This window comes from Dysgonomonas mossii DSM 22836 (assembly GCF_000213575.1).
Lineage (GTDB): Bacteria > Bacteroidota > Bacteroidia > Bacteroidales > Dysgonomonadaceae > Dysgonomonas > Dysgonomonas mossii.
This window is the reverse complement of record NZ_GL892004.1, coordinates 496630-521024: the sequence shown is the minus strand read 5'-3', so window position 1 is coordinate 521024 and position 24395 is coordinate 496630. Positions and strand designations below refer to the sequence as shown.

The window sequence follows — 24395 nt, the reverse complement described above, 5'->3', positions numbered from 1 at the left end:
GTCAAAGAAGCTAAACAATATAACAAAAGATGAAAACAAAGTTACTTTCCCTTATATCACTCTTAGTATTCACATTGAGCACTTCTGCACAAGATGCACGCACGATCTTAGACAAGGCCGCCGAAACATACAACAAAGCCGGAGGAGTTGTAGCAAGCTTTACCTTAGACTCTAAAGACACAAAGGCTAAATTGGTATATAGCTACGATGGCAAGGCTTATATGAAGGGAGACAAATTCAAGATAGAAATACCCGATGCTATTACTTGGTTCGATGGTAAAACACAATGGGTATATGTAAAAGATACTGAAGAGGTAAACATCAGCAATCCTACAGGTGCAGAGCTACAAGGAATAAGCCCTTCTATGCTTTTCAGTATTTATAAGAAAGGCTATAATCTATCATATAAAGGTGAAAAAAGAATAGGAGGAAAAACCGTTTTGGAGATAGAACTCATTCCCCAAAAGAAAAATGCAGACATCACCAAAATACTGGTACAAATAGATAAAGCCAGCAATGTATTCTCAAAGATCACACTGACAGATAAAGCCGGCATACAAAATATCTTATCTATAAAAAGCTATCAAACAGGGAGTAATATTTCTGATGCTACTTTTTCTTTCAATAAGAAAGATTATCCCAGTGCAGAAATTGTAGACCTTAGATAACATAGATTGTGTTTATCATTACATAGAAAATACGAACCGAATAACCTTTGAGGATATAAGCGAATTCTATATCTTTGTATAAAATATAAACAAAACATATAAAAACATAAGACATGAACGAAAAAGTACGTTGCCTCATTATTGGCTCAGGACCTGCGGGATACACTGCAGCTATTTATGCATCGAGAGCAAATCTTTCTCCGGTACTATATGAAGGAATACAACCCGGAGGACAATTAACCACAACTACCGAGGTTGAAAACTTTCCGGGATATCCTGAAGGTATTACCGGCCCCGAGTTGATGGAAGACTTAAAGAAACAAGCCACACGCTTTGGTGCTGATGTACGCTTTGGCATAGCTACAGCGGCAGACTTCTCTTCTCATCCACACAAAGTGACTATCGATGGAGAAAAAGTGATCGAAGCAGATACTGTTATAATAGCAACAGGAGCCAGTGCCAAATACTTAGGTCTATCAGACGAAACTAAATATGCAGGCATGGGAGTTTCTGCGTGTGCTACATGCGACGGATTCTTCTATCGCAAAAAGGTTGTAGCCGTTGTTGGCGGTGGAGACACAGCTTGTGAAGAAGCAATCTATCTGGCAGGACTAGCCGAGAAAGTGTATCTGATTGTACGTAAACCATATCTACGTGCATCGAAGGTGATGCAAGACAGAGCTATGCAAAATCCTAAAATAGAGATCTTGTTCGAATGTAATGCTACAGGACTATTTGGCGAAAATGGCGTAGAAGGTGTACATGTAGTAAAACACTTAGGCAAACCTAACGAAGAGAAGTTCGATATCAAGATCGACGGATTCTTCCTTGCTATAGGACACAAGCCAAATACCGACATATTCAAGGCGCAGCTTAACCTCGACCCTGTAGGATATATCATAACAACACCAGGTACTCCAAAAACAGGAGTAGAAGGCGTTTTTGCCGCAGGAGACGTAGCCGACCCTATATATCGTCAAGCGATTACAGCTGCCGGAAGTGGTTGTCAAGCTGCGATAGAAGCAGAAAGATACTTAAGCGAAAAAGGCCTGTAAGGCATCTATATACTAAAAAAAGAAAATCCGGATCATATGATCCGGATTTTCTTTTTTATATATCGTTCTATAAAGAATTACCTTCTCATATTCGGCATTTTGCCACCTTTCATCTGAGTCATCATCTTCATCATCTTACGAGTTTGGTCAAACTGCTTGATAAGCTTATTCACCTCTTGGATAGATGTTCCGCTACCTTTAGCGATACGCTCACGACGGCTTCCGTTCAAGATCTCAGGAGTTGAACGCTCTTTCGGTGTCATCGAATAAATAATAGCTTCGATACTCTTGAAAGCATCATCATCAATATCCATATCTTTAATAGCTTTACCAACTCCCGGAATCATAGATGCCAAATCCTTCAGGTTACCCATCTTTTTGATCTGTTGTATCTGTCCGATAAAGTCGTTGAAGTCAAACTGGTTCTTTGCTATTTTCTTTTGCAGGCGACGTGCTTCTTCTTCATCGTATTGCTCCTGTGCTCTTTCTACGAGCGAAACGATATCACCCATACCCAAGATACGGTCTGCCATACGTTCAGGGTGGAATACATCCAATGCATCCATCTTTTCGCCTGTACCCACAAACTTGATCGGCTTGTCTACAACCGAGCGGATAGAAAGCGCAGCACCACCACGCGTATCACCATCTAGCTTGGTAAGCACTACCCCGTCGAAGTTGAGCCTGTCATTAAATTCTTTTGCTGTATTCACAGCATCCTGCCCTGTCATAGAGTCTACCACAAAGAGAATCTCGTCAGGTTTCACAGCATCTTTAATCGCTGTGATCTCTTTCATCATCTCTTCATCGATAGCCAAACGACCGGCGGTATCGACGATGACAAGGTCATTGCCATTTTGCTTTGCATGCTTAATTGCATTTTGAGCTATCTGTACCGGGTTTTTGCTTCCCTCTTCCCAATATACAGGAACTTCGATTTGCTCTCCTAATATCTTCAACTGTTCGATCGCAGCAGGACGGTAAACGTCTCCGGCTACAAGTAACGGATTCTTGCCCTTCTTAGATTTCAGCATCTTGGCAAGCTTACCTGAGAAAGTAGTCTTACCCGAACCCTGAAGACCCGACATAAGGATTACAGCCGGATTGCCTTTCAGATGAACATCTGTAGCGGTTCCACCCATCAAGGCAGCAAGTTCGTCATGAACTATCTTCACCATCAATTGCTCAGGCTTAACGGCAGTAAGCACATTCTGCCCCATTGCCTTTTCCTTCACAGTCTCGGTAAACTGTTTTGCTGTCTTATAGTTTACGTCGGCATCCAATAAAGCACGGCGAACATCCTTTAGGGTTTCCGCAACATTTATCTCGGTGATTTTACCTTCACCCTTCAGTATCTTAAACGAGCGCTCTAATCTATTACTTAAACTTTCGAACATATTATATGGTTGTTATTTATAATCAAATTACATGGGTGCACAAAGATATAAACTTTTGGTATAAAGTGAAAAACTCACTATGCTTTTCTTATATTTGAAGTCACAAAGAATGATTATGTCAGCACTATGGAATCCGTGGCACGGCTGCCACAAGATAAGCGAAGGTTGCAAACACTGCTATGTGTATCGTGGTGATGCAAGACGAGGCATAGACAGCACGATTGTAACCCAAACAAAAAACTTCGATGTACCCATCCGGAAAAAGAGAAACGGAGAATACAAAATACCATCCGGCACAGAAGTATACACCTGCTTCACATCCGACTTCTTCAACAAAGATGCAGACCAATGGCGTCCCGAAGCATGGCGAATGATAAGGGAACGAAGCGACCTAACCTTTCTGATGATAACCAAACGCATCGATCGACTGACAGTAGGGCTTCCCGACGATTGGGGCGATGGCTACGACAATGTCACCATTTGCTGCACGGTAGAGAATCAGGACAGAGCCGACTATAGGCTACCCATTTATAAGGCGGCACCCATCAAACACAAAATGATTATATGCGAACCCCTCTTGGAAAGGATAGACCTGAACCCTTACATCGGGTCATGGGTAGAGCATATTACCGCCGGAGGAGAATCGGGTCAAGATGCACGCCCTTGCAATTTCGACTGGATCATGGAACTGCACGAGCTATGTATAGCGAATAACATATCATTCTGGTTTAAGCAAACCGGTTCGCGACTGATAAAAGATGGAAGGCTCTATAATGTTCCCAGAAGACTGCAACATGCTCAGGCACGCAAAGCCGGAATCAACTATAAACCATAAAAAGTGCCGATAAAAGTCTAAAAAGTGACAATTCAGCGAAAAAACGTATTCACTACATATCAATCACTTACAATCAAAAAGTGACAAAAGTGACACTTTTAAGCATGTTTTAAAGTGTCACCTTTTGTCACCCTGTTATATCAAAGAACCCTCTCTTATTAGATAAACTTTATAGCTGAAAATGCAAAAAGTAAATCAAGACAGATAGTTCTTAATAAGCTTACAATAGAACGGATCAGAATTTATATCCTACACTGATATATGCAGCCCGATTTTTGATTCTAGTATCTTTAAATACTTTGGTTAATCCATGATCGGCACCAAGGCTAACATTTATTTTATTTAGGAATTCAACACCTACAGCTCCGCCAATTCCAAAATCGAAACGATTGGCATCATCTCCAAAGAAGTCCTGATCTTCAAATTGCTTTGCATCCGATTTTATTTTTCCCCCTACTCCATAAGCCAAATACGGCCCTGCACGGAATACGAGTTTAGTACCGGGTGTTAAATCCAGTTTATATCCGGCATGTATAGGCAATTGAATATACATCGAATTATAGGTAACTTTATCCTTCGTACCGGAAGCATCAACTGGTACATTTTTACCCTTAGTCCCTTTCGTTGTAAACTCAAGTCCCGACATCAAATAAAAACTACTTGGCAATGCAAGCTCGGCAGTCAACCCAATATTGAAACCAACCTTATTATCATCATCTACATTTTGCAACTCGGTCAAATTCATTCCGGCCTTTACTCCTAGAGATACAGGCAATTGTGCAAACATACTAACGCTTGTTACCAAAGCAACAAGCAAAGCAAAAGAAATTTTAATAATTCTCATAATATTAATAAATTAGTTCTGGTTCTTAAGCACCCTAAATTAGACAAATAATTCTATTTGACAAAAAATTGGATATAAAGAAAGCTTCATCAGCACCATGTTTTTTATTGTATATACCGTAAAAAAGCCGACGGACTTCGTTACCCCAGTATAATAAAACCTTTATTTAAAAGATGTAAAAAGTTATCAAGAATAATTTTATTCTGACTACTTTAGCAATCTAAATGTATAACGATATAAATTAATAGCCAGATGAACACTCTTTTATTTTTAGGAAACTTAGGAACCGGAGAAATCATCATCATTGCCATTGTTGTTTTACTATTGTTTGGAGGAAAGAAAATTCCTGAACTCATGAAAGGATTGGGTAAAGGAGTAAAAAGCTTCAAAGATGGTGTAAATGGCCTTGAAGACGATATAAACGGAACTTCTGAAAACAAGTAATAATTTCTTAGAAAATTATTCTTTTGATATAGGCCCGGATTAGTTATAATCCGGGTTTTTCGATTTGTAAACAAAAGCGTTTTATTTCTGTTTTAAGTAATATGGATATATGTATAGATTTTGACGGGACATGTGTAACACATGAGTTCCCTAATATAGGAAAAGATATTGGCGCAATACCTGTTTTGAAAGAACTAACGGATAAGGGGCATCGGCTGATACTCTTTACGATGCGCAGCGACCGCAAAAAGAAGAAAAAAATAAATGGCGAGGAAGTCATCGTTGAAGAAAACGTACTGACAGAAGCCGTAAAATGGTTTGAAGATAATGGCATACCTTTGTATGGCATTCAAAAAAATCCGACCCAACGGTTTTGGACATCATCGCCCAAGGCCTATGGACATCTTTACATAGATGATGCCAATCTGGGATGTCCGCTTATTTACGACGAAAGTATTTGTGACAGGCCTTATGTGGACTGGCTGAAGATAAAAGAAATGCTTGTCGAAAAAGGAGTCTTGTAAAACAGAAGATTCTGTCATTTAGATAGATGCGAACAATCCGACCTGAGCAGTGAAAACACTTTCTTCGCAAACATGATAAAGCCGGAAGATGATCGGTAATGCTATTTATTACTTAACTCAAAAACATTAAGATGAAAAAGATATTGATGGGGCATAATTTCAGGCGGGAAGATTTTGCCGGACTTGAAGGAAAATTTATCATTATATACCCCGAAAACAAGCTGTTCACGAAAGATGAAATTCTAGAACAGATATCCGACATAGATGTATTCGTCCCTAATTTTTCGTTTCAGACAGATGCAGAGATCATAGATGCTGCAAAAAACCTAAAACTGATAGCCAACTATGGTGTAGGCTATAACAATATAGATGTGGAATATGCTGCCTCGAAAGGCATTGCCGTAACCAACACTCCCCAGTCGGTACTAGAACCTACAGCAGAGTTGTGCTTTACCCTGATGATGGCAACAGCGCGTAAAGTCGCTTACTACAATCACAAGTTGCACTCTGGCGTCAGACTCGATTGGAGTATATATGGAGATTTGGGCGTTTCGCTCTATGGGCAAACGCTTGGTATATATGGCATGGGGCGTATCGGGCAGGCGGTTGCACGCAGAGCCATAGCATCGGGCATGAACATCATTTATCATAATAGAAACAGGCTGCCAAAAGACATTGAAGAGAAGTATAACGCCACCTATGTAGATTTCGACACACTCCTCAAAGAGTCGGACGTGGTATCGCTTAACGCACCTGCCACAGCCGAGACTTATCACCTGATGGGAGAAGCCGAATTCAAGAAAATGAAAAACAGTGCTATACTTATCAATACTGCCCGTGGGCAACTGGTAGACGAGAAAGCTCTTGCCGCAGCCTTGAAAACAGGAGAAATATATGCGGCGGGTCTTGATGTGTTCGAAAAAGAGCCTAAGATTTTCCCGGAACTATTGGAATTGGATAATGCCATTCTCTCCCCTCATGCCGGAACAGGCACTTATAGCGCACGGCGGGATATGGCTCACGAAGTGGTAAAAAATATAATCAACTTCTTTGAAGGAGGACAAATAGATAAGGTGAATTAGTTACAATTCACCTTTCTTTATTTTATTCAGCAGCCCATCACAAGAATCTTCCAGCAGATCGAGAACCAGCTCGAAGCCATCAGCGCCCGAGTAGTAAGGATCGGGTACGTGATCGTGTACAAAGTCTTGCGAAAAATCCATCATACGGTATACCTTCTTTTCCGATTCCAAGTCGGGTGCCAGTCGCATTACATCACGATGATTGTTGTCGTCCATCACCAAGATAAGATCAAAATTATCGAAGTCGTTCACCGTGAACTTACGAGACAAAGAATCCAGTGTATAACCCCTCCGTGTTGCATGCTTTCTCATTCGTAAGTCGGGCAATTCATCGATATGATATCCTGACGTTCCCGCCGAATCAACCGTAATTTTATCACTTAACCCCTGCTCTTTTACCTTCGTCTTGAAAATTCCTTCCGCAGCAGGAGAGCGGCAGATATTTCCTAAACAGACGAAGAGTACTTTATATTCCTTTTGATTGTCAATATTTTGCATTTATTTTTTCGTTTTGGTTTATATTAATCGATTAATAACGATTTATACAAAGATATAATTATTTGCTTAGTACCCTAATTAAAGCACTTTCTTAGAACAGATGACAGATAAATTTCGTTCGGAAATGGAATAATGAATTTTAATAATTATAATTAAACAATCACTATCTTTATGAGAATAAATTAACCCATAATTAATAAATAAGCCATGGATGTAACAACTCTCATCTCGATTTTCATTGCAGTATTAACAGCTGTATGTGCCATTTTCGGTCTGATTATTCAAAGGAAAACTGAAAAAATAAAAATTATTGAAAGTCAACTTTCAGAAAAAAAATATATGGCTTATGCTGACTTGGTCGGTATGTTTTATAATATACTAAAAGATGTAAAAAAGGAGAAGAAGTCCGATAGTACAATTATGACGGAACGAATGCTCGAAGCTAAAAAAGATTTGTTTATATACGGTTCGGACGAAGTATTTAGAAAATTCAACGAATGGCTTTGCTATACGAATGAGTATAAAGACGACAATAAGCATATGAAATATTTTCTTGAATTAATGCTACTAATAAGAAAGGATATGAGAAATAATAAAACTTTTATTACGAAAACTGACATCATGATTAACCTTATACAAAACCGCAAAGAAGTTGAACAAATGAAGCACTATTGGGAGTAATTATATCCATAATGTAAACAATGAAGTTATCTTAAACTTTTTTTCATACTGAGGTAACGAAGTTTCTATATTTAGCAACAAGTATCCTTCCTTCGTCAGAATGATAAAGGAGTAACATGAAATAAAGGCTTTTATAAATAAACTATTATCTGAGAATCAGATATAATACTCTGCCATATCAATCAGCCCTGCACGCATCGCATATTTCGTTGCTTCGTGCACATTGTTTACTTCCAGCTTGCGAAAGATATTCTTACGGTGAGTAATGATAGTATGAAAGCTAAGATTGCGATTCGCCGCAATTTCTTTTGTAGTACGTCCTATGGCTATTTCTTTCAGTATTTCTTTTTCTGTAGAGGTCAGTATATGATCCACAGTATCGGTAGGTGCTTTCTGTGCTTGCAGTAATTGGTTGGCAACCCTTGCACAAATAAAACGTTCGCCCCTTAATACATGAGCCAGCGCAATATTTATCTCATCGAGTCCCGACGACTTGAGCACAATACTGTATGCTTCGCTCGTAGATGTCAATCTGCGCAGGAAGTCATAGCTCAGTTCTTCGGAGAATAACAACCAGTTTACATGCGAAAAGCGATAACCTACATTCAGCAAGTCATCTACGCTTATAAAATCAGACAGGGTATAGTCCAGTATCACAACGGCTTCGGGGTGAGAGCTCAACAATCTTACCAGTTCAGATTTACTTTCCGTGAAAAGTACCGAAGAGGCTTTTTTTGTCTCACCTACCAGCGTCTCCATCCCGATACGGGTTATACCTTGTCGGTCTACGATTATAACATCTTTCTGTTCCATTTATTCATTTGATGCAAAGAACAGTAAAGTTAGTTATTTCTGTTTAAAAAACTTATAAAAAAATAGCATTTGATAATCAATTGCGTTATTCCAGTATTCTCCTGTATGTCCTCCCGGACGAACAATATAATCATGATTGATATTTCGGTATACCATTTCTTTGTGCAATTGCTCGTTTACCTGATAGAAAAAGTCGTCTGTTCCGCAATCGAAAATAATAGATAACGAGCCCGGTTCTATCTTATCCAGTTGATTAATCACCGTATGGCTATCCCACAATTCGGAGTTCTCTTTATACGAACCTATACGCAGCTTCATATCCCAGTTGTTTGGGAAAGGGCGAATATCTAAACCTCCACTCATCGACCCGCACGCACCAAAAACATCAGGATGGTTTATACCTAGCCACAAACCTCCATGACCACCCATGCTAAGCCCTGTTATCGCACGGCCTTTGGGTGAAGTAATTGTTTTATAATTTTGGTCGATATACTGCACCAATTCTTTGCTCACGTAGGTCTCAAACTGAAACTTAGGATCGATAGGGCTATCCCAATACCAGCTATTTTGTCCATCGGGGCAAACAACGATCATCCCCAATCGGGTAGCATCTTGCGGTAGTGTTGGTTTGAGCGACACCCACGAATCATAACGTCCCGAGTAGCCATGCAGAAGATACAGCACAGGGTATTTAACCGTACCATCCTTCTTATATCCATCAGGAAGAATTATCACATTTTTAATACTTCGGTTCATTTTAGCACTGAATACCTCAATTGTATCCACAGTCTGAGCCTGTACAGAACACAAAGCAAAGATTGCAAGTAAAAATAAAACAGCTTGTTTTTTCATAATATTTTAGTCAATAATTATAGTTCATGCTTCGTCAAGAAGTCTGCAATAGCCTGCTCTACATACTCCTCTCCTCTTTTCATCGATTCATCCAGGGAAACACTTTCAGGTTTAATAGGAATTATAAAATCAAAGACAGAAGCATATAACTCCTGTGCTCCTTTTTCCGCATCTCCTGCAATAGCTATTACTTTTTTCCCTTCTGCTCGTGCCAGTTGAGCGACGCCATAAGGGGTTTTCCCGTATTGGGTTTGGAAATCGATTTTACCTTCACCGGTAAATACTACATCAGCTTTTTTTATAGCAGCTTTAAGATTGGTATAGTCAATTATAATATCTATTCCTTTCTGTAAACGTGCATTTGTAAACGTTAGCAATCCTGCACCAAGACCTCCGGCAGCAGCGGCTCCCGGCACATCTTTCACGTCTCTGCCCAGTTGATTTTTTATCACTTCTGCATAATGCAGCAATGCATCATCCAGAGTACTTACCATTTCCGCAGTAGCTCCTTTTTGCGGTGCGAAAACAAAAGAGGCTCCGTTTTCTCCGCACAAAGGATTGGATACATCACAGGCTACCTCAATATCTATATCTTGCAATCGCTGATCTATAGAAGAAATATCTATCTTGTCCAATTCTCGAAGAGCTAATCCGCCAAACGGCAGATCTTTATTTTCCTTATCAAGGAATCTGACTCCTAATGCTTGGGCGAAGCCTGCGCCACCATCGTTGGTAGCGCTACCTCCTATTCCCAATATTATTTTTGTTACGCCTCTGTTGAGGCATGCCTTAACCAACTCACCTGTGCCGTATGTAGTGGTCACAAGTGGATTGCGGCTACCCTTATCTATCAAGTAGAGTCCGCTTGCCGATGCCATCTCAATAACGGCAGTAGATCCGTCACCCAGAATTCCATATTTAGCAAAGACAATACCTCCTAACGGATCTGTTACACGCTCTTCATATACCTTGCCTCCGGTAGCATCTACCAAAGATTGCACAGTTCCCTCTCCTCCATCTGCCATTGGAATTTTCGTGCATATTGCTTCGGGATAGACTCTTTTTATACCTCTTTCCATTGCATCGCACACTTGCTTGGCTGTCATGGAACCTTTAAACGAATCGGGAGCTAATACAAAAATTGGGTTTTTCACAGATTAGTAACTTCGTAGATTTACTTCACTCTTGTCCAGACCTGTGTTCTTCCAAAAGCCGAAATGCCGACATAGCCCCTTACTTTCAGCTTATCGTTTCCGTCAAGCGATACGGTACATTTGTACAGTTTACCATTCGAAGGGTCTAGTATCTTTCCGTCACTATATTCTTTGCCATCTTTAGATAAGCCTTTTAGAATCTCAAGGCCAAGAACCGGCTTGTCTTTATCAGCCCCCGAACAGTCTTTACACTTTATATCTTTCTTGGCAGGATTGAGGATCTCGATCACTTTTCCATAGATTTTACCGCCACGTTCGGTAATTTCTACAATCGATTTAGCTTCTTTGGTTTCATCATCAAATGTTTTCCATTTACCAACTACAGACTGTGCATTTGCAGTAAGTATAGAAATAAAGAACGCCGACAGCAATATAAGTTTTAATTTCATACAATAATTTTTTAATTGGTTATTCGTATGCGAAAATAGTCAAAAATAAAGAATAGTTTATTTTGAAACTTTCTAAAAGTGAAGTCTGAAATAATAAATATTGTAAAGAGATTTAGTTCTCTTCCTTTTCTTGTTGTTTTCCAAAAGATTTCTTTACCCAGCGAGGAACAATTAACGCCCCCATCAACAGGTAATTATAATAGGTAAGCAATCGCCACAAAAGGATCATCAACGGCACAACACCTACTAATGGTATAAATTCGCTCAGATATTCTTTAAAGATAAACTCACTGAAACCGCTTCCTCCGGGTGTAGGGCTTACTACCATCATAATCCACATCACAAACTGACGGGCAAAGATAAGCAGATTGTCATGCACAGTAAAGAACGCCATAAAGATAGCATTGACTACCAGATATCGTGACCCCCAAGACAAAATGGTAGCGAGTATCAGAGGCCACCAAAAAGAAAAACCTTTTCCTCGTATTTCCCTCGAACTAATAACCAGATCATCCCCCGCCTTCACCGCACTTTTGTGCCATCGCCTCAGAAATGGTAATCTAAAAAGCTTAATAATAAGCCAGCGTATTGCCTGAGGTCTAAAAAACAGCCCAATTACCAGCAGTGTACACAAAACCATTTTTATGAGATAAGCGACCGCAAACAAAGCTAACACTCCGTTACCAAGGGCCGAATGGTCGGAAAATAAAGTATCGAAAGGGATAAGAAGAAGTAGAATAGGAAATGTAACAACAAAGTACATTTCGTCGAGCAACAACGTAACAAAAACCATTGCCGTACTTCGCCCGACAGGGATTTTCTCTTTTGTCAAGAAAACAACAGCCATTGTAGAACCTCCTACTACCGAGGGTGTTATTGCCGAACCAAATTCAGCCAAAAGAGTGACTTTGATACATTGTATCCACGACAATTGCTTTTCGGTAAGATAGCGATAACGGATTGTAAAGCCGATATCACGCCCCAACATAAAACAAAAGGCTATACATATCCAGAATACAGTATGTTCTGTAATCGTTATCTGTTTCAGATCAGACATGTCAAATTCACGGCTAAGCATGTATATGATAACTCCTATACCGATGAAGGTAGGGAGCAATATCTTCCATATACTAAATCCTTGAGATTCTTTTTCCATATTTAAAATCTGAAAACGTACAAAAATAAGAAAACATTTCGTCTTTTTCTTTTCTTTCGTACATTTACATAGGCGAACTCTTAATAACAAATGAACGATATGCAAAACAGAGTAGAAAAAGCAATCGCTTTATTCAATAGCGGTTATAATTGCGCTCAAGCAGTCTTCACAGCTTATGCGGATATGTATGGTATCGACCCTGAAACAGCCCTGAAACTATCCTGCACATTCGGTGGCGGGATGGCCGGGACACGTGAGATGTGCGGAGCTGTATCCGCCATGACAATGATAGCCGGACTGGAAACAGGAACGGCAAAAGCCAACGATCAGGATGGGAAACAATATTCATTCGATAAGGCACAATATCTAATGAATGAATTTAAGAAAGAAAACAAATCAGTCATCTGTCAGAATCTCTTACTCGAACTGGAGAAAGAACCCGAACCTGCCGATGGTAAAAAACGATGTTCCAAATTCGTTAAGTTATCCGCCGAACTTATCGAAGAACATTTAATCAGAAAGAAATGAATTTTACTCTACACTCGGAAAGAATAAAACTAAGAGCAATCTTAGAAACCGATACTGAAGCTATATACAATTATCGCTCGTTGCCCGAAGTAGCCAAATATCAATATTGGGAACCTTTTACCATGGAGCAAACGCAAGATTTTGTCAGCAGATGCTGTAATCCTAATTTGGACCAAGAAAATAAATGGATAGGCTTGGCTATCGTGTATCAGGGAAAAGTTATAGGTGATTGCGCTTTCAAGGTTAGTGATAATATAGCAGAAGTCGGTTGCAATATTTCGCCCGAGTATCAGGGCATGGGGTTCGCAAAAGAATCATTGAACATTCTCATTCGTTATTTCCTTAAAAATAAAGATGTAAAAGAAATAATAGGGATCACCGATTCAAGAAACATCCCTTCTGTCAGGTTGATGCAATCATTGGGCATGGTTAAAGTTCCGGACTTCGAAACCCGGCTAGTTTGCAAAGGCGAAAATTGCATCGAACACAAATACGCTATAAGAATACATGATTGAAAAATATACACAAAGCATCAAAGCATTTATTTTGCGCTTATGGGAGAAGTATAAAGGAGCAAAAAAGAAGTACCAAATAGGTATTCCGATTTGTCTCATTCTTCTTGTGTGGTATATATTTTGTTTGCCTTCTCCCCTATTCCATGTACCATATAGTACAGTTGTATCCGACAGACACGAAGAGCTGCTTGGCGCACGTATTGCAGACGATCAGCAATGGCGTTTTCCCACAAGTGATTCCATCCCTGAAAAGTATAAGATCTGCCTGATAGAGTTCGAAGACCAGCACTTCCGTGCACATTGGGGGGTAAACCCTTTAGCAATAGCACGTGCTGTAAAACAGAATATCAGCAGCGGAAAAATTATCAGCGGGGCAAGTACTATCACCATGCAAACCATCCGTCTGTCTCGGAAAGAGAACCGCACATTCGGAGAAAAATTCATTGAGATGATATTGGCTACACGCCTCGAATTTTCATACTCTAAAGACGAAATACTTAATCTGTATGCATCACATGCTCCGATGGGAGGCAACGTGGTAGGAATAGACGCTGCATCGTGGCGATACTTCGGACATCAGGCGGCAACACTATCATGGGCAGAGGCAGCAACCCTCGCCGTACTCCCCAATTCTCCGAGCCTGATGCACTTCGGTAAAAACAGAGACAAGCTTCTGAGCAAGAGAAACAAGTTGCTGGAAACACTTCATCAGCGAGGTATTATAGAAAAAATAGATTACGAACTGGCAGTAGGCGAACCTTTACCCTTTCAGCCTTATGCTCTACCACAGATAACACCACACTTGGTTACCCGCATATACAAAGAGGATGGAGGTAAACATATAACAACCACCATAGATAAATACCAACAAGAACAGACAGAATCTATTCTTAACCGTTGGAATGCAGAATTTGCCCAAAATGGAATTAAAAATATAGCAGCAATAGTTTTCGATGTAGAAAAGAATGAGGTTGTAGCCTATTGCGGGAACGTTGATTTCGAGAAAGATATCTCCGCCAATCAGGTAGACATCATACAAGCCCCTCGCAGTACAGGCAGTATACTCAAGCCTTTTCTCTATTGTGCTATGTTGCAAGAGGGAGAATTACTCCCCAATCAACTCCTACCCGACATACCGATCAATATAGGAGGGTTTGCGCCCAAGAACTTCAGCTTGCAATACGATGGAGCCGTTTATGCCTCCGAGGCTCTTGCACGCTCTCTAAACGTTCCGTTTGTGGTATCCCTTCGCAATTATAGCATACCCAAATTCTATAACCTCCTCAAAAAGGCGGGAATGACTACACTCAACCGTTCTGCCGACAATTATGGACTGTCTCTTATATTAGGCGGTGCAGAAGGGAAACTATGGGATATAAGCTCTATGTACCTCAGTATGGCGCAGCAATTAAACTTTTATAATGAAGATGGCAGATATTACGAACTGAATCAACCATCTTATATACTGAATAAAAATAATGGAGAAAAAGACGACCGTATCAGAAACCCGCTATTTTCGGCAGGAGCAATCTGGCAAACATTCGATGCCCTGACAAACCTGAACCGCCCCGAAGAAATAGATTGGCGGTCGATACCATCTATACAAAAGATAGCGTGGAAAACGGGTACCAGCTTTGGGTTTCGTGACGGATGGGCTGTGGGTGTAAATCCCAAATATGTAGTTGGAGTCTGGGTTGGAAATTCGGATGGAGAAGGACGCCCCGGGCTAACCGGTGCTCGTACTGCCGGCATGGTGATGTTCGACATATTCAGTTCATTACCGCAAAGCCGTTGGTTCGAAAGACCTGATCGAGATCTTGTAAGAGCAGAGATATGTCACGAAAGTGGATTCTTGAAAAGTATGAATTGCCCCGAAACAGAAATAGACACGATGTGGATTTGCAAAAAAGGGTTGGAAGCAAAGCCATGCCCATATCATAAACTTGTGCACCTGTCCGAGGATATGCGTTATCAGGTTTACGAAAACTGTGCAGGCAGCAGAGGTATTATACATACATCATGGTTCATTCTACCGCCATCGTGGGAATGGTATTACAAAGAGCAGCACCCTTTTTATCGTTCTCTACCTCCTTATTCTCCCGAATGTATAAAAGATTCGGATGTGAAACCTATGGAGTTTATTTATCCTTTTCCGAATGCCCTCATTTCACTACCGAAACAGTTGGATGGCTCTCCGGGACAACTTGTATTTGAGCTGGCTCACAGAAATCCTCAGAGCCGTGTGTTCTGGCATCTCGATGGGCAATATATAGGAGAAACTGAAATATTTCACAAAAAAGAATATATTCCGGAAAAAGGAGAGCATACTTTAACCGTAGTAGACGATACCGGAGCTAGTCTTTCCACAAAATTCACAATAAAATAAAAAACAAACACACCACAAACATCTACACAGCAATCAGTTATAAAATAAAATGAAAAATATATTATTTTTTACAACATTCCCATGCAACGTTTTTAAAAGAAATGCATCTTTATAATATATTTTTTTAGAAGACTTCTCAGCCTTCATACAAAACACAGTGTACAATAGCTATATTAAAAAGAAATCGCAATTTAGAGTATGCCCCTATTAAATCGCCGATTTAAAAAATAAAAAAAGTATCTGGATCCCCAGATACTTTTTTTATTTATATAAAAGAGTAATTTCTTACTCTTCTTCTTTTTTAGGTTCTTCTGCAACCGGAGCTTCAGGCGCAGCAGTTTCTTCAACTACCGGCAAAGTTTCTGGTGCAACTTCCAAAGCTTCTACTTCTTCAGCTTTTTCTACCTTTTCTGCTTTTGCTTTTTTTGCAGTTTCTTTAGCTTCTACAGCAGGAGCAGCTTCATCTTTCTTCTTCGAACGACGAGTTCTACCTTTAGCTGCAGCTTTCTTCTCTTTCAACATGTTTTCGTTATAGTCTACTAATTCGATAAAACACATTGAAGCATTGTCACCTAAACGATTACCTGTCTTGATGATACGTGTATATCCTCCCGGACGGTCGGCTATCTTCTGCGAGATATTCTGGAACAGTTCTGTCACAGCAGCTTTGCTCTGAAGTTCTTGGAAAACCAAACGTCTCGATTGAGTTGTATCTTCTTTTGACTTAGTAATAATAGGCTCAACCACTTTTCTCAAAGCTTTGGCCTTTGCTACAGTCGTAAAGATGCGCTTATTAGGACTAAGTAACAAAGAAGTACACATATTGGATAACATCGCATTTCTGTGTGCACTTTTACGTCCTAAATGATTAATTTTTTTATTATGTCTCATGTCGCTTATTAATCTTTATCTAATTTATATTTAGAAATATCCATACCGAATGAAAGGCTCAGGCTATCCAATAACTCATCAAGCTCGGTAAGCGATTTTTTACCGAAGTTTCTGAATTTAAGAAGGTCATTCTTATTGAACTGAACCAATTCGCCAAGTGTTTCCACTTCTGCTGACTTCAGACAGTTAAGTGCACGAACCGAAAGGTTCATATCAGATAACTTAGTCTTAAGCAACTGGCGCATGTGCAGGATTTCTTCATCAAACTCTTCGTTACCATCTACTTCGTTTTGTTCAAGAAGAATCTTTTCGTCAGAGAACAACATAAAGTGATGAATAAGGATTTTAGCTGCTTCTTTCAAAGCATCTTTTGGATGAATAGACCCGTCGGTTGCTATTTCTATTACTAATTTCTCATAGTCCGTTTTCTGCTCTACACGATAGTTTTCTATCGCATATTTTACATTACGGATCGGAGTATAAATAGAATCGATAGCTATAACATTAACATCGTCGGACAGACTACGATTTTCATCAGCAGGTACATACCCACGGCCTTTGTTAATATTCAATTCTATTTGGAAGCTTGCACTTTTGTCTAAGTGACAAATTACAAGATCAGGGTTTAATACTTCAAATCCTGACAGATGCTTCCCTATATCTCCAGCTTTGAATACTTCGGTACCTGAGACAGTAATACTTACCTTTTCTGTTTCAATCTCTTCTACGATTTGCTTGAATCGAACTTGTTTCAAGTTCAATATTATATTCGTTACATCTTCTATAACACCCGGTACGGTTGCAAATTCATGTTCGACACCGTCGATTTTTATAGAAGTGATAGCAAAACCCTCAAGAGATGAAAGCAGAATACGGCGTAAAGCATTACCCACGGTAATACCATACCCGGGTTCTAACGGACGAAATTCGAATTTTCCGAAGAAATCATCCGCTTCTAACATCAATACTTTATCCGGTTTTTGAAATGCTAATATAGCCATGAATTTAATTAATTTTTAGAATACAACTCTACGATCAACTGTTCTTTAATGTTTTCAGGGATATCCGCTCTTTCAGGAAGATGTAAGAATTTTCCTGTCATCGTAGCTTGATCCCACTCGATCCAAGGGTATTTGCTATGGTTAAAACCAGATAATGCTTCGCCTACTACTTCAAGTGATTTTGATTTTTCGCGAACACCTACCAATTGGCCTGGTTTTAGTGAATATGAAGGAATATTTACCACAGATCCGTCTACTACAATATGACGGTGAGAAACAAGCTGACGTGCTGCTGCTCTTGTTGGAGCTATTCCTAGACGGAATACAACATTATCTAATCTTGATTCTAACATCTGAAGTAATACTTCCCCTGTGATTCCACGTGAAGCAAGAGCTCTATCAAACATATTACGGAACTGTCTTTCGAGTACTCCGTATGTATATTTTGCTTTTTGCTTTTCACGTAATTGAATACCGTACTCGGACGATTTCTTTTTTCTTCCGTTACCATGTTGTCCCGGAGGATAGTTCTTTTTTGAGAGAACTTTGTCAGGTCCGAATATTGGCTCTCCGAATTTACGGGCGATTTTTGATTTTGGTCCAGTATATCTTGCCATTTTCTTTCTAATTAATAATGAAATGAAGCTAAAATTGTGCAGCCGCGACTACAGAGAGGGTTTTTGTAATCAAATCACAATTTAAGATCCAATTTTTAAATTTGATTAAACTCTTCTGTGTTTTGGAGGACGACATCCGTTGTGAGGAAGTGGAGTAACGTCAACGATTTCTGTTACTTCGATTCCTGCTGCGTGGATAGTACGGATAGCAGACTCACGTCCGTTGCCCGGTCCTTTTACGTATACTTTCACCTTTCTTAGTCCAAGGTCAAATGCTACTTTAGCACAATCCTGTGCTGCCATCTGAGCTGCGTAAGGAGTGTTCTTTTTTGAGCTTCTGAAACCCATCTTCCCTGCCGATGACCAGCTGATAACCTGCCCATCATTGTTTGTAAGCGATATAATGATATTGTTGAAAGAAGAATGCACATGAGCCTGGCCAATTGCATCCACCTTAACATTTCTCTTTTTCGCTGCGACTGTTTTTTTTGCCATATCAAATTAATTATTTTGTAGCTTTTTTCTTGTTAGCAACAGTTTTCTTTCTACCCTTACGTGTACGGGCGTTGTTCTTAGTACTTTGACCTCTCAATGGTAAACCGATACGATGACGGATACCTCTGTAACAACCTATATCCATCAATCGCTTGATGTTTAGTTGTACTTCCGAACGCAAGTCTCCTTCTACTTTAAACTGAGCAGCGATGATTTCACGCACAGCTCCGGCCTGATCATCGTTCCAGTCTTTTACCTTGACATCTTTATCAATACCTGCTTCAGCAAGGATTTTGTTAGCAGAGCTACGTCCGATACCATAAATGTATGTCAAGGCTATCTCGCCTCTCTTATTTTGTGGTAAATCGACCCCAACTATTCTTATTGCCATATATTTTTTAGATTAATTTGCAAAATTAATAAATTATCCCTGACGTTGTTTGAACTTAGGATTTTTTTTGTTTATCACGTATAAGCGACCTTTTCTTCTGACAATCTTGCAGTCAGCAGTACGCTTCTTAATTGATGCTCTTACTTTCATATCTTATGTTTTTTTTATTTGTATCTGAATGAAATCCGTCCTTTTGTTAAATCATAAGGAGACATCTCTACACGTACCTTATCTCCGGGAAGTATTTTAATGTAATGCATACGCATCTTTCCTGAGATATGTGCTGTGATTTCGTGACCGTTTTCGAGTTCTACACGAAACATAGCATTTGATAGTGCTTCAACTATAACTCCATCTTGTTCTATTGCCGATTGTTTAGCCATAAATAAATAAAAGGTTTTTTAAATTGCGTTACTTCCTAAAACAGCTTCTACAAATTCAAATGTAGATAATATGTCTGCTTTTCCCTGACGAATAGCGACTGTATGCTCAAAGTGAGCCGAAGGTTTACGGTCACGAGTTCTTATAGTCCACCCATCATTTTCGAAAACGACATTCTTGCTTCCCATATTAATCATCGGTTCTATGGCGATGCACATACCTTTTTTCAACAAAGGGCCTGTACCTCGTTTACCATAGTTAGGAACCTCGGGAGCTTCGTGCATCTTGCGACCTATACCATGTCCAACCAGTTCGCGAACGACCGAATAGCCATGTTTCTCACAATATGTTTGTACTGCCTCACCGATATCTCCTATACGATTACCCTCTATAGCTTTCTCTATACCCAAATAAAGAGATTCTTTTGTTGTCCGCAACAAAGCTTTCACATCTTCCGCAACTTCTCCTACACAAAATGTATAGGCCGAATCGCCACAAAATCCGTTCTTCTCAGTACCGCAATCAACAGAGATCACGTCTCCATCTTTAAGAATATAATCAGTAGGGAAACCGTGCACCACCTGATCGTTTACCGAAGCACATATAGCACCCGGAAAGTCTACGGTTCCCGGAGCACCCTTGTATCCTAAGAAAGAAGGTATTGCTCCGTGATCGTATATAAATTCTTTAGCAATTTTATCTAACTGAGCAGGAGTTACCCCCGGCTTAATATGTTTAGCTACCTCGCCCAGGGTCATACCCACCAGGCGGTTAGCTTCACGCATCAATTCAATTTCTTCGTCTGTTTTCAGGAATATCATTTATAAACCTCCTTAATAAGCTGCGATCGAACCCGAACGTCCTTTGATTCTACCAGATTTCAATAAGCCATCGTAATGTCTCATCAATAGGTGGCTCTCAATTTGTTGCAGTGTATCCAAAACAACTCCCACAAGAATCAGCAACGATGTTCCCCCAAAGAATTGAGAAAACTCACGGCTTACTCCAAAAGTACTTGCAAATGCAGGCATGATAGCAACCAACGCCAAGAACAATGATCCCGGGAATGTTATACGGGACATTATCGAGTCGATATAGTCTGCTGTCTTTTTGCCCGGTTTGATACCCGGAATGAAACCATTGTTGCGCTTCAGTTCATCTGCCATCTGCACCGGATTGATGGTAACAGCAGTATAGAACCATGTGAAAGCAATAATAAGTACGGCAAGTACAACATTGTATACTACACTTGTATGATCGGTAAAAGACCCTAGAAAACCTGTTTTATCGGTAGAGAATCCTGCAAACATAACTGGCACCATCATGATTGCCTGAGCAAAGATGATAGGCATTACGTTCGCTGCATTTACCTTAAGTGGAATATACTGACGAGCTCCGCCATATTGTTTGTTACCCACTACTCTCTTAGCATATTGAACCGGTATACGGCGAGTACCTTGTACTAGTAATATTGCTCCGCAAACAACCAGTAACAAAAATACTATTTCTGCCAAAAACATAACCAATCCTCCAGCAGGGTTGCTCAATCGTGAAGTAAATTCACCGATCAGCGCATGTGGAAGACGTGATATGATACCCACAAGGATAATGAAAGAAACACCATTACCTATACCTTTATCTGTGATACGCTCTCCTAACCATAAGACAAACATACTACCTCCCGCAAGAATAATTGTAGAAGGAATAAGAAAATCCCATGAAGAAGGGGCTGCAGGTCCTAACGCTCCCAACAGGTATGCAGGTCCTTGGAATACAAGGATTGCTACTGTCAGATAACGTGTATATTGGTTCATCTTGGTACGTCCGCTTTCGCCTTCTCTCTGCAACTTTTGGAAATATGGTATCGCGATACCCAATAATTGGATAACGATAGATGCCGAGATATAAGGCATGATACCTAATGCAAAGATCGAAGCATTGGCAAATGCACCTCCCGAGAACATATCCAATATTCCGAGCAAACCTCCGGCAGTCATAGAATGCAAACTAGCAAGCTGCTGAGGATCTACTCCGGGAAGGATGATGTGAACTCCGAAGCGATAGATCACTACGAAAAAGAAGGTGATGAGGAGCCTTTTTCTAAGGTCCTCAATCTTCCATATATTTTCCAGTGTTTTTACCAATCCCATCTTACTTCAGTTTTGTTACTGTTCCACCTATAGCCTCAATAGCTGCTTCTGCTGATTTAGAGAAGGCATGTGCTTCTACGTCAACTTTAGCTGTAAGGGCTCCGTTTCCAAGTATCTTTACTAATTGATTACCTGATAGGAAACCGCCATCGATCAATGTTTGAACATCGATTTTTGTAAGTTTCTTAACATCAGCTAAACGTTGTAAAACATCCAGGTTGATAGCTTTGTATTCAACACGGTTAATGTTTTTGAAACCGAATTTAGGCAAACGACGTTGAATCGGCATCTGACCCCCTTCGAATCCAAACTTTCTGGAATAACCTGATCTGGACTTAGCTCCTTTATGACCTCTTGTGGAAGTACCACCTAAACCAGATCCGGTACCACGTCCGATTCTCTTTCCAGTTTTAGTTGATCCTTCAGCAGGTCTCATATTTGATAAACTCATATTTTATATTTTTTTATCTTACTAAACTAAATTACTCGACAATAGAGACCAGATGGCTCACCTTGTTGATCATACCTCTGATAGACGGTGTGTCTTCATGCTCTACTACACGATTCAACTTTCTAAGACCCAAAGCGTCTAATGTCATCTTTTGGTCTTTAGGACATTTGATTCTGCTCTTTACTTGTTTAACTTTAATTTTTGCCATAATAATTTTTTCTTTGCAAATTAACCTTTAAACACTTTTTCCATAGAAATACCTCTATTCTGAGCTACAGTGTAAGCATCTCTCAATTCGCCCAAAGCTTCGATAGTAGCCTTCACAAGGTTGTGAGGGTTAGACGAACCTTTCGACTTTGCCAATACATCTGTTACTCCCACACTCTCAAGTACGGCACGCATCGCACCCCCTGCCTTAACCCCTGTACCGGGAGCAGCAGGACGAAGCATAACTTCAGATCCACCGAAACGAGCGATTTGCTCGTGAGGAACTGTTCCTTTAAGAATCGGAACTTTGATAAGGTTTTTCTTTGCAGCTTCAACTCCTTTAGCAATGGCTGTAGTTACTTCACCCGCTTTACCTAGGCCCCAGCCTACGATACCATCTTCATTACCTACAACTACGATAGCGGCAAAGCTGAATGTACGACCTCCCTTTGTTACTTTAGTAACACGGTTGATAGCTACTAGTCTATCTTTTAGTTCGATGTCGTTTGTCGATTTTACTCTATTGTTAACTCCTGCCATTTCTATTAAAATTTAAGTCCACCGTTACGGGCAGCATCTGCCAATTCTTTAATTCTACCATGATACAGGTAACCGTTACGGTCGAATACCACAGTTGTAATACCAGCTTCCTGAGCACTCTTAGCGATAAGTTCTCCAACTTTAGCAGCTATTTCTTTTTTAGGAGCTTTCTCTGATAATTTCAGAGAAGATGCTGCCGCCAAAGTTTTACCTGTCAAATCGTCGATAACTTGCGCATAAATTTGCTTGTTGCTTCTGAATACAGTCAGGCGTGGACGTTCGCTTGTTCCGCGGATCTTGCCACGTACACGCATCTTTATTTTATTTCTTCTTTCTGTCTTTGTTACCATGATTACTACAGTTTATGAATTATTTACCTGCGGCCTTACCTGACTTGCGACGAATAATCTCACCAACAAAGCGTATACCTTTACCTTTGTAAGGTTCCGGTTTACGGAATGAGCGGATTTTTGCACAAATCTGGCCAATCAGCTGTTTATCACAAGATTCTAGTATAATTAGAGGGTTTTTGTTTCTCTCCGATTTAGTTTCTAGTTTCACTTCAGGAGGCAACATCATGTGGATGTTGTGTGTAAATCCTAAAGATAATTCCAGAAGCTGACCTGCATTTGATGCACGGTAACCAACCCCTACTAATTCCAACTCTTTGCGATATCCTTCAGAAACGCCAATAACCATGTTGTTAATCAATGATCTGTAAAGACCATGTAACGCACGATGAATTCTATCATCAGAAGGACGTGTCACAGACAACAATCCGTCTTCAACAGAGACTTTGAGATCAGAATTAATTTCTTGCGATAGTTCCCCTTTAGGCCCTTTTACTGTAACTACATTATCCTTGCCAACAGTAACTGTTACTCCGGCCGGAAGATTTACGGGTAATTTTCCTATTCTTGACATAACTTTCTATCCTCCCTCTTAATTAATAAACATAACACATTACTTCGCCACCAACTTTCAGTTCGCGAGCTTCCTTGTCTGTCATCACTCCTTTAGAGGTAGATACTACAGCTATACCTAGTCCGTTAAGAACACGAGGCATTTCTTTATACCCTACGTATTTACGTAGACCTGGAGACGATACGCGGATTAATTTCTTAATCGCGTTTACTTTATTTACCGGATCATACTTCAAGGCAATCTTAATTGAACCTTGAGGACCCTCGTCTACAAACTTATAGTTAAGGATGTAGCCCTTTTCCATGAGAATTTTTGTAATCTCTTTCTTCAAATTTGACGCTGGAATTTCCACAACTCTGTGTCCAGCCATGATAGCGTTTCTAACACGCGTCAAATAATCTGCTATTGGATCTGTCATGTTTAAATTGATTTAAATTAATCCCGCAACCGGGACAATATTTAATTC

33 protein-coding genes are annotated in these 24395 nt (G+C 40.0%); 10 read left to right on the top strand and 23 right to left on the bottom strand.

Translation table 11 applies throughout. The features are described 5' to 3' along the window. The first annotated feature begins 29 nt into the window (after positions 1-29). Positions 30-668 (top strand): outer membrane lipoprotein periplasmic chaperone LolA1, encoded by a 639-nt coding sequence (lolA1, locus tag HMPREF9456_RS02260; RefSeq protein ID WP_006841830.1) that lies wholly within the window; start codon positions 30-32, stop codon positions 666-668. 113 nt (positions 669-781) lie between these two features. Next, positions 782-1723, top strand: coding sequence for a thioredoxin-disulfide reductase (gene trxB, locus HMPREF9456_RS02255; protein WP_006841829.1), 942 nt, complete (start codon positions 782-784; stop codon positions 1721-1723). A gap of 77 nt (positions 1724-1800) precedes the next feature. On the opposite strand, the gene ffh is transcribed toward trxB, so the two are convergent. Beyond that, complete coding sequence (gene ffh, locus HMPREF9456_RS02250) at positions 1801-3120, bottom strand: signal recognition particle protein (protein WP_006841828.1); 1320 nt, start codon at positions 3118-3120, stop codon at positions 1801-1803. A 115-nt stretch (positions 3121-3235) separates the two neighbouring features. On the opposite strand from ffh, the gene HMPREF9456_RS02245 reads away from it, so the two are divergent. Beyond that, a complete protein-coding gene (locus tag HMPREF9456_RS02245; protein WP_018074677.1) occupies positions 3236-3955 on the top strand; it encodes a DUF5131 family protein in 720 nt (239 codons plus the stop codon). Positions 3956-4190: 235 nt separating this feature from the next. Here the strand turns inward: HMPREF9456_RS02245 and HMPREF9456_RS02240 are convergent, their stop codons facing one another. Further along, positions 4191-4799 carry a porin family protein gene (locus tag HMPREF9456_RS02240; RefSeq protein ID WP_006841826.1) on the bottom strand — a complete coding sequence of 203 codons (609 nt, stop codon included), beginning with the start codon at positions 4797-4799 and terminating at the stop codon, positions 4191-4193. A gap of 252 nt (positions 4800-5051) precedes the next feature. Here HMPREF9456_RS02240 and tatA point away from each other — a divergent pair, with 252 nt between their 5' ends. The 3 genes from tatA (at position 5052) to HMPREF9456_RS02225 (ending at position 6849) form a co-directional block, all read left to right on the top strand. Continuing rightward, positions 5052-5243 carry a twin-arginine translocase TatA/TatE family subunit gene (gene tatA, locus HMPREF9456_RS02235; protein ID WP_006841825.1) on the top strand — a complete coding sequence of 64 codons (192 nt, stop codon included), beginning with the start codon at positions 5052-5054 and terminating at the stop codon, positions 5241-5243. A gap of 101 nt (positions 5244-5344) precedes the next feature. Continuing rightward, on the top strand, positions 5345-5767 hold the full coding sequence (locus HMPREF9456_RS02230) for a hypothetical protein (RefSeq protein WP_006841824.1): 423 nt from the start codon (positions 5345-5347) through the stop codon (positions 5765-5767). A 131-nt stretch (positions 5768-5898) separates the two neighbouring features. Continuing rightward, positions 5899-6849, top strand: a complete 951-nt coding sequence (locus HMPREF9456_RS02225; RefSeq protein WP_006841823.1) for an NAD(P)-dependent oxidoreductase — start codon at positions 5899-5901, stop codon at positions 6847-6849. Here HMPREF9456_RS02225 and HMPREF9456_RS02220 read toward each other — a convergent pair whose 3' ends face one another. Beyond that, positions 6850-7347: a low molecular weight protein-tyrosine-phosphatase gene (locus HMPREF9456_RS02220; RefSeq protein ID WP_006841822.1), complete on the bottom strand. Its 498-nt coding sequence runs from the start codon at positions 7345-7347 to the stop codon at positions 6850-6852. Positions 7348-7554: 207 nt separating this feature from the next. Between HMPREF9456_RS02220 and HMPREF9456_RS02215 the strand changes: the two genes are divergently transcribed. Then, positions 7555-8028, top strand: coding sequence for a hypothetical protein (locus HMPREF9456_RS02215; protein WP_006841821.1), 474 nt, complete (start codon positions 7555-7557; stop codon positions 8026-8028). A gap of 156 nt (positions 8029-8184) precedes the next feature. Here the strand turns inward: HMPREF9456_RS02215 and HMPREF9456_RS02210 are convergent, their stop codons facing one another. The 5 genes from HMPREF9456_RS02210 to HMPREF9456_RS02190 form a co-directional block, all read right to left on the bottom strand. Next, a complete protein-coding gene (locus tag HMPREF9456_RS02210) occupies positions 8185-8841 on the bottom strand; it encodes a helix-turn-helix transcriptional regulator (RefSeq protein WP_006841820.1) in 657 nt (218 codons plus the stop codon). Positions 8842-8874: 33 nt separating this feature from the next. After that, positions 8875-9693: an alpha/beta hydrolase gene (locus HMPREF9456_RS02205; RefSeq protein WP_006841819.1), complete on the bottom strand. Its 819-nt coding sequence runs from the start codon at positions 9691-9693 to the stop codon at positions 8875-8877. A gap of 17 nt (positions 9694-9710) precedes the next feature. Further along, positions 9711-10847: a glycerate kinase gene (locus HMPREF9456_RS02200; protein WP_006841818.1), complete on the bottom strand. Its 1137-nt coding sequence runs from the start codon at positions 10845-10847 to the stop codon at positions 9711-9713. A 20-nt stretch (positions 10848-10867) separates the two neighbouring features. Further along, on the bottom strand, positions 10868-11296 hold the full coding sequence (locus HMPREF9456_RS02195) for a DUF2147 domain-containing protein (RefSeq protein WP_006841817.1): 429 nt from the start codon (positions 11294-11296) through the stop codon (positions 10868-10870). 112 nt (positions 11297-11408) lie between these two features. Then, positions 11409-12452: a lysylphosphatidylglycerol synthase transmembrane domain-containing protein gene (locus tag HMPREF9456_RS02190; protein ID WP_006841816.1), complete on the bottom strand. Its 1044-nt coding sequence runs from the start codon at positions 12450-12452 to the stop codon at positions 11409-11411. A 99-nt stretch (positions 12453-12551) separates the two neighbouring features. Here HMPREF9456_RS02190 and HMPREF9456_RS02185 point away from each other — a divergent pair, with 99 nt between their 5' ends. Genes HMPREF9456_RS02185 through pbpC form a run of 3 tightly spaced genes read left to right on the top strand, consistent with a single transcriptional unit; the run spans position 12552 to position 15881 of the window. Beyond that, positions 12552-12980, top strand: coding sequence for a C-GCAxxG-C-C family protein (locus HMPREF9456_RS02185; RefSeq protein WP_006841815.1), 429 nt, complete (start codon positions 12552-12554; stop codon positions 12978-12980). After that, positions 12977-13495: a GNAT family N-acetyltransferase gene (locus HMPREF9456_RS02180; protein WP_006841814.1), complete on the top strand. Its 519-nt coding sequence runs from the start codon at positions 12977-12979 to the stop codon at positions 13493-13495. The genes HMPREF9456_RS02185 and HMPREF9456_RS02180 overlap by 4 nt, the downstream gene beginning before the upstream one ends. After that, entirely contained in the window at positions 13488-15881 is a 2394-nt protein-coding gene (gene pbpC / locus HMPREF9456_RS02175; protein ID WP_006841813.1) for a penicillin-binding protein 1C, read from the top strand. Before HMPREF9456_RS02180 ends, pbpC begins: the two co-directional genes overlap by 8 nt. Positions 15882-16166: 285 nt before the next feature. Here the strand turns inward: pbpC and rplQ are convergent, their stop codons facing one another. The 15 genes from rplQ to rpsH all read right to left on the bottom strand — a co-directional run bounded on the left by rplQ (position 16167) and on the right by rpsH (position 24347). Further along, complete coding sequence (gene rplQ, locus HMPREF9456_RS02170; RefSeq protein WP_006841812.1) at positions 16167-16772, bottom strand: 50S ribosomal protein L17; 606 nt, start codon at positions 16770-16772, stop codon at positions 16167-16169. A gap of 8 nt (positions 16773-16780) precedes the next feature. After that, entirely contained in the window at positions 16781-17773 is a 993-nt protein-coding gene (locus tag HMPREF9456_RS02165; protein ID WP_006841811.1) for a DNA-directed RNA polymerase subunit alpha, read from the bottom strand. 8 nt (positions 17774-17781) lie between these two features. Further along, positions 17782-18390 (bottom strand): 30S ribosomal protein S4, encoded by a 609-nt coding sequence (rpsD, locus tag HMPREF9456_RS02160; protein ID WP_006841810.1) that lies wholly within the window; start codon positions 18388-18390, stop codon positions 17782-17784. Positions 18391-18495: 105 nt separating this feature from the next. Beyond that, the gene (gene rpsK, locus HMPREF9456_RS02155; protein ID WP_006841809.1) at positions 18496-18885 is read right to left on the bottom strand and encodes a 30S ribosomal protein S11; all 390 of its coding nucleotides are present in this window, start codon (positions 18883-18885) and stop codon (positions 18496-18498) included. A gap of 10 nt (positions 18886-18895) precedes the next feature. Continuing rightward, on the bottom strand, positions 18896-19276 hold the full coding sequence (rpsM, locus tag HMPREF9456_RS02150; RefSeq protein WP_006841808.1) for a 30S ribosomal protein S13: 381 nt from the start codon (positions 19274-19276) through the stop codon (positions 18896-18898). Positions 19277-19309: 33 nt separating this feature from the next. Beyond that, a complete protein-coding gene (gene ykgO / locus HMPREF9456_RS16980) occupies positions 19310-19426 on the bottom strand; it encodes a type B 50S ribosomal protein L36 (RefSeq protein ID WP_006841807.1) in 117 nt (38 codons plus the stop codon). A gap of 14 nt (positions 19427-19440) precedes the next feature. Next, complete coding sequence (gene infA, locus HMPREF9456_RS02145; protein WP_006841806.1) at positions 19441-19659, bottom strand: translation initiation factor IF-1; 219 nt, start codon at positions 19657-19659, stop codon at positions 19441-19443. Between the two features lie 18 nt (positions 19660-19677). Beyond that, on the bottom strand, positions 19678-20478 hold the full coding sequence (gene map, locus HMPREF9456_RS02140; RefSeq protein WP_006841805.1) for a type I methionyl aminopeptidase: 801 nt from the start codon (positions 20476-20478) through the stop codon (positions 19678-19680). A gap of 12 nt (positions 20479-20490) precedes the next feature. Next, positions 20491-21807, bottom strand: coding sequence for a preprotein translocase subunit SecY (secY, locus tag HMPREF9456_RS02135; RefSeq protein ID WP_006841804.1), 1317 nt, complete (start codon positions 21805-21807; stop codon positions 20491-20493). 1 nt (position 21808) lies between these two features. Next, positions 21809-22258: a 50S ribosomal protein L15 gene (gene rplO / locus HMPREF9456_RS02130; protein WP_006841803.1), complete on the bottom strand. Its 450-nt coding sequence runs from the start codon at positions 22256-22258 to the stop codon at positions 21809-21811. A gap of 31 nt (positions 22259-22289) precedes the next feature. After that, the gene (rpmD, locus tag HMPREF9456_RS02125; protein WP_006841802.1) at positions 22290-22466 is read right to left on the bottom strand and encodes a 50S ribosomal protein L30; all 177 of its coding nucleotides are present in this window, start codon (positions 22464-22466) and stop codon (positions 22290-22292) included. A 20-nt stretch (positions 22467-22486) separates the two neighbouring features. After that, positions 22487-23005: a 30S ribosomal protein S5 gene (gene rpsE / locus HMPREF9456_RS02120; protein ID WP_006841801.1), complete on the bottom strand. Its 519-nt coding sequence runs from the start codon at positions 23003-23005 to the stop codon at positions 22487-22489. Between the two features lie 5 nt (positions 23006-23010). Beyond that, positions 23011-23355, bottom strand: coding sequence for a 50S ribosomal protein L18 (gene rplR / locus HMPREF9456_RS02115; protein WP_006841800.1), 345 nt, complete (start codon positions 23353-23355; stop codon positions 23011-23013). Between the two features lie 19 nt (positions 23356-23374). After that, positions 23375-23929: a 50S ribosomal protein L6 gene (rplF, locus tag HMPREF9456_RS02110; RefSeq protein ID WP_006841799.1), complete on the bottom strand. Its 555-nt coding sequence runs from the start codon at positions 23927-23929 to the stop codon at positions 23375-23377. Positions 23930-23951: 22 nt separating this feature from the next. Then, a complete protein-coding gene (rpsH, locus tag HMPREF9456_RS02105; protein WP_006841798.1) occupies positions 23952-24347 on the bottom strand; it encodes a 30S ribosomal protein S8 in 396 nt (131 codons plus the stop codon). Positions 24348-24395 lie beyond the last annotated feature (48 nt).

Coding starts and splice junctions, on each gene's coding strand:
- HMPREF9456_RS02230 (WP_006841824.1), top strand. CDS start 5,345: ATGGATATATGTATAGATTTTGACGGGACATGTGTAACACATGAGTTC.
- HMPREF9456_RS02215 (WP_006841821.1), top strand. CDS start 7,555: ATGGATGTAACAACTCTCATCTCGATTTTCATTGCAGTATTAACAGCT.
- HMPREF9456_RS02180 (WP_006841814.1), top strand. CDS start 12,977: ATGAATTTTACTCTACACTCGGAAAGAATAAAACTAAGAGCAATCTTA.
- HMPREF9456_RS02210 (WP_006841820.1), bottom strand. CDS start 8,841: ATGGAACAGAAAGATGTTATAATCGTAGACCGACAAGGTATAACCCGT.
- rpsE (WP_006841801.1), bottom strand. CDS start 23,005: ATGGCAGGAGTTAACAATAGAGTAAAATCGACAAACGACATCGAACTA.
- ffh (WP_006841828.1), bottom strand. CDS start 3,120: ATGTTCGAAAGTTTAAGTAATAGATTAGAGCGCTCGTTTAAGATACTG.
- HMPREF9456_RS02245 (WP_018074677.1), top strand. CDS start 3,236: ATGTCAGCACTATGGAATCCGTGGCACGGCTGCCACAAGATAAGCGAA.
- rplR (WP_006841800.1), bottom strand. CDS start 23,355: ATGGTAACAAAGACAGAAAGAAGAAATAAAATAAAGATGCGTGTACGT.
- HMPREF9456_RS02195 (WP_006841817.1), bottom strand. CDS start 11,296: ATGAAATTAAAACTTATATTGCTGTCGGCGTTCTTTATTTCTATACTT.
- HMPREF9456_RS02225 (WP_006841823.1), top strand. CDS start 5,899: ATGAAAAAGATATTGATGGGGCATAATTTCAGGCGGGAAGATTTTGCC.
- rplF (WP_006841799.1), bottom strand. CDS start 23,929: ATGTCAAGAATAGGAAAATTACCCGTAAATCTTCCGGCCGGAGTAACA.
- HMPREF9456_RS02165 (WP_006841811.1), bottom strand. CDS start 17,773: ATGGCTATATTAGCATTTCAAAAACCGGATAAAGTATTGATGTTAGAA.
- rpsD (WP_006841810.1), bottom strand. CDS start 18,390: ATGGCAAGATATACTGGACCAAAATCAAAAATCGCCCGTAAATTCGGA.
- secY (WP_006841804.1), bottom strand. CDS start 21,807: ATGGGATTGGTAAAAACACTGGAAAATATATGGAAGATTGAGGACCTT.
- trxB (WP_006841829.1), top strand. CDS start 782: ATGAACGAAAAAGTACGTTGCCTCATTATTGGCTCAGGACCTGCGGGA.
- lolA1 (WP_006841830.1), top strand. CDS start 30: ATGAAAACAAAGTTACTTTCCCTTATATCACTCTTAGTATTCACATTG.
- rplQ (WP_006841812.1), bottom strand. CDS start 16,772: ATGAGACATAATAAAAAAATTAATCATTTAGGACGTAAAAGTGCACAC.
- pbpC (WP_006841813.1), top strand. CDS start 13,488: ATGATTGAAAAATATACACAAAGCATCAAAGCATTTATTTTGCGCTTA.
- infA (WP_006841806.1), bottom strand. CDS start 19,659: ATGGCTAAACAATCGGCAATAGAACAAGATGGAGTTATAGTTGAAGCA.
- HMPREF9456_RS02185 (WP_006841815.1), top strand. CDS start 12,552: ATGCAAAACAGAGTAGAAAAAGCAATCGCTTTATTCAATAGCGGTTAT.
- HMPREF9456_RS02220 (WP_006841822.1), bottom strand. CDS start 7,347: ATGCAAAATATTGACAATCAAAAGGAATATAAAGTACTCTTCGTCTGT.
- tatA (WP_006841825.1), top strand. CDS start 5,052: ATGAACACTCTTTTATTTTTAGGAAACTTAGGAACCGGAGAAATCATC.
- HMPREF9456_RS02205 (WP_006841819.1), bottom strand. CDS start 9,693: ATGAAAAAACAAGCTGTTTTATTTTTACTTGCAATCTTTGCTTTGTGT.
- map (WP_006841805.1), bottom strand. CDS start 20,478: ATGATATTCCTGAAAACAGACGAAGAAATTGAATTGATGCGTGAAGCT.
- rpsM (WP_006841808.1), bottom strand. CDS start 19,276: ATGGCAATAAGAATAGTTGGGGTCGATTTACCACAAAATAAGAGAGGC.
- rpsK (WP_006841809.1), bottom strand. CDS start 18,885: ATGGCAAAAAAAACAGTCGCAGCGAAAAAGAGAAATGTTAAGGTGGAT.
- rplO (WP_006841803.1), bottom strand. CDS start 22,258: ATGAGTTTATCAAATATGAGACCTGCTGAAGGATCAACTAAAACTGGA.
- ykgO (WP_006841807.1), bottom strand. CDS start 19,426: ATGAAAGTAAGAGCATCAATTAAGAAGCGTACTGCTGACTGCAAGATT.
- rpsH (WP_006841798.1), bottom strand. CDS start 24,347: ATGACAGATCCAATAGCAGATTATTTGACGCGTGTTAGAAACGCTATC.
- rpmD (WP_006841802.1), bottom strand. CDS start 22,466: ATGGCAAAAATTAAAGTTAAACAAGTAAAGAGCAGAATCAAATGTCCT.
- HMPREF9456_RS02240 (WP_006841826.1), bottom strand. CDS start 4,799: ATGAGAATTATTAAAATTTCTTTTGCTTTGCTTGTTGCTTTGGTAACA.
- HMPREF9456_RS02190 (WP_006841816.1), bottom strand. CDS start 12,452: ATGGAAAAAGAATCTCAAGGATTTAGTATATGGAAGATATTGCTCCCT.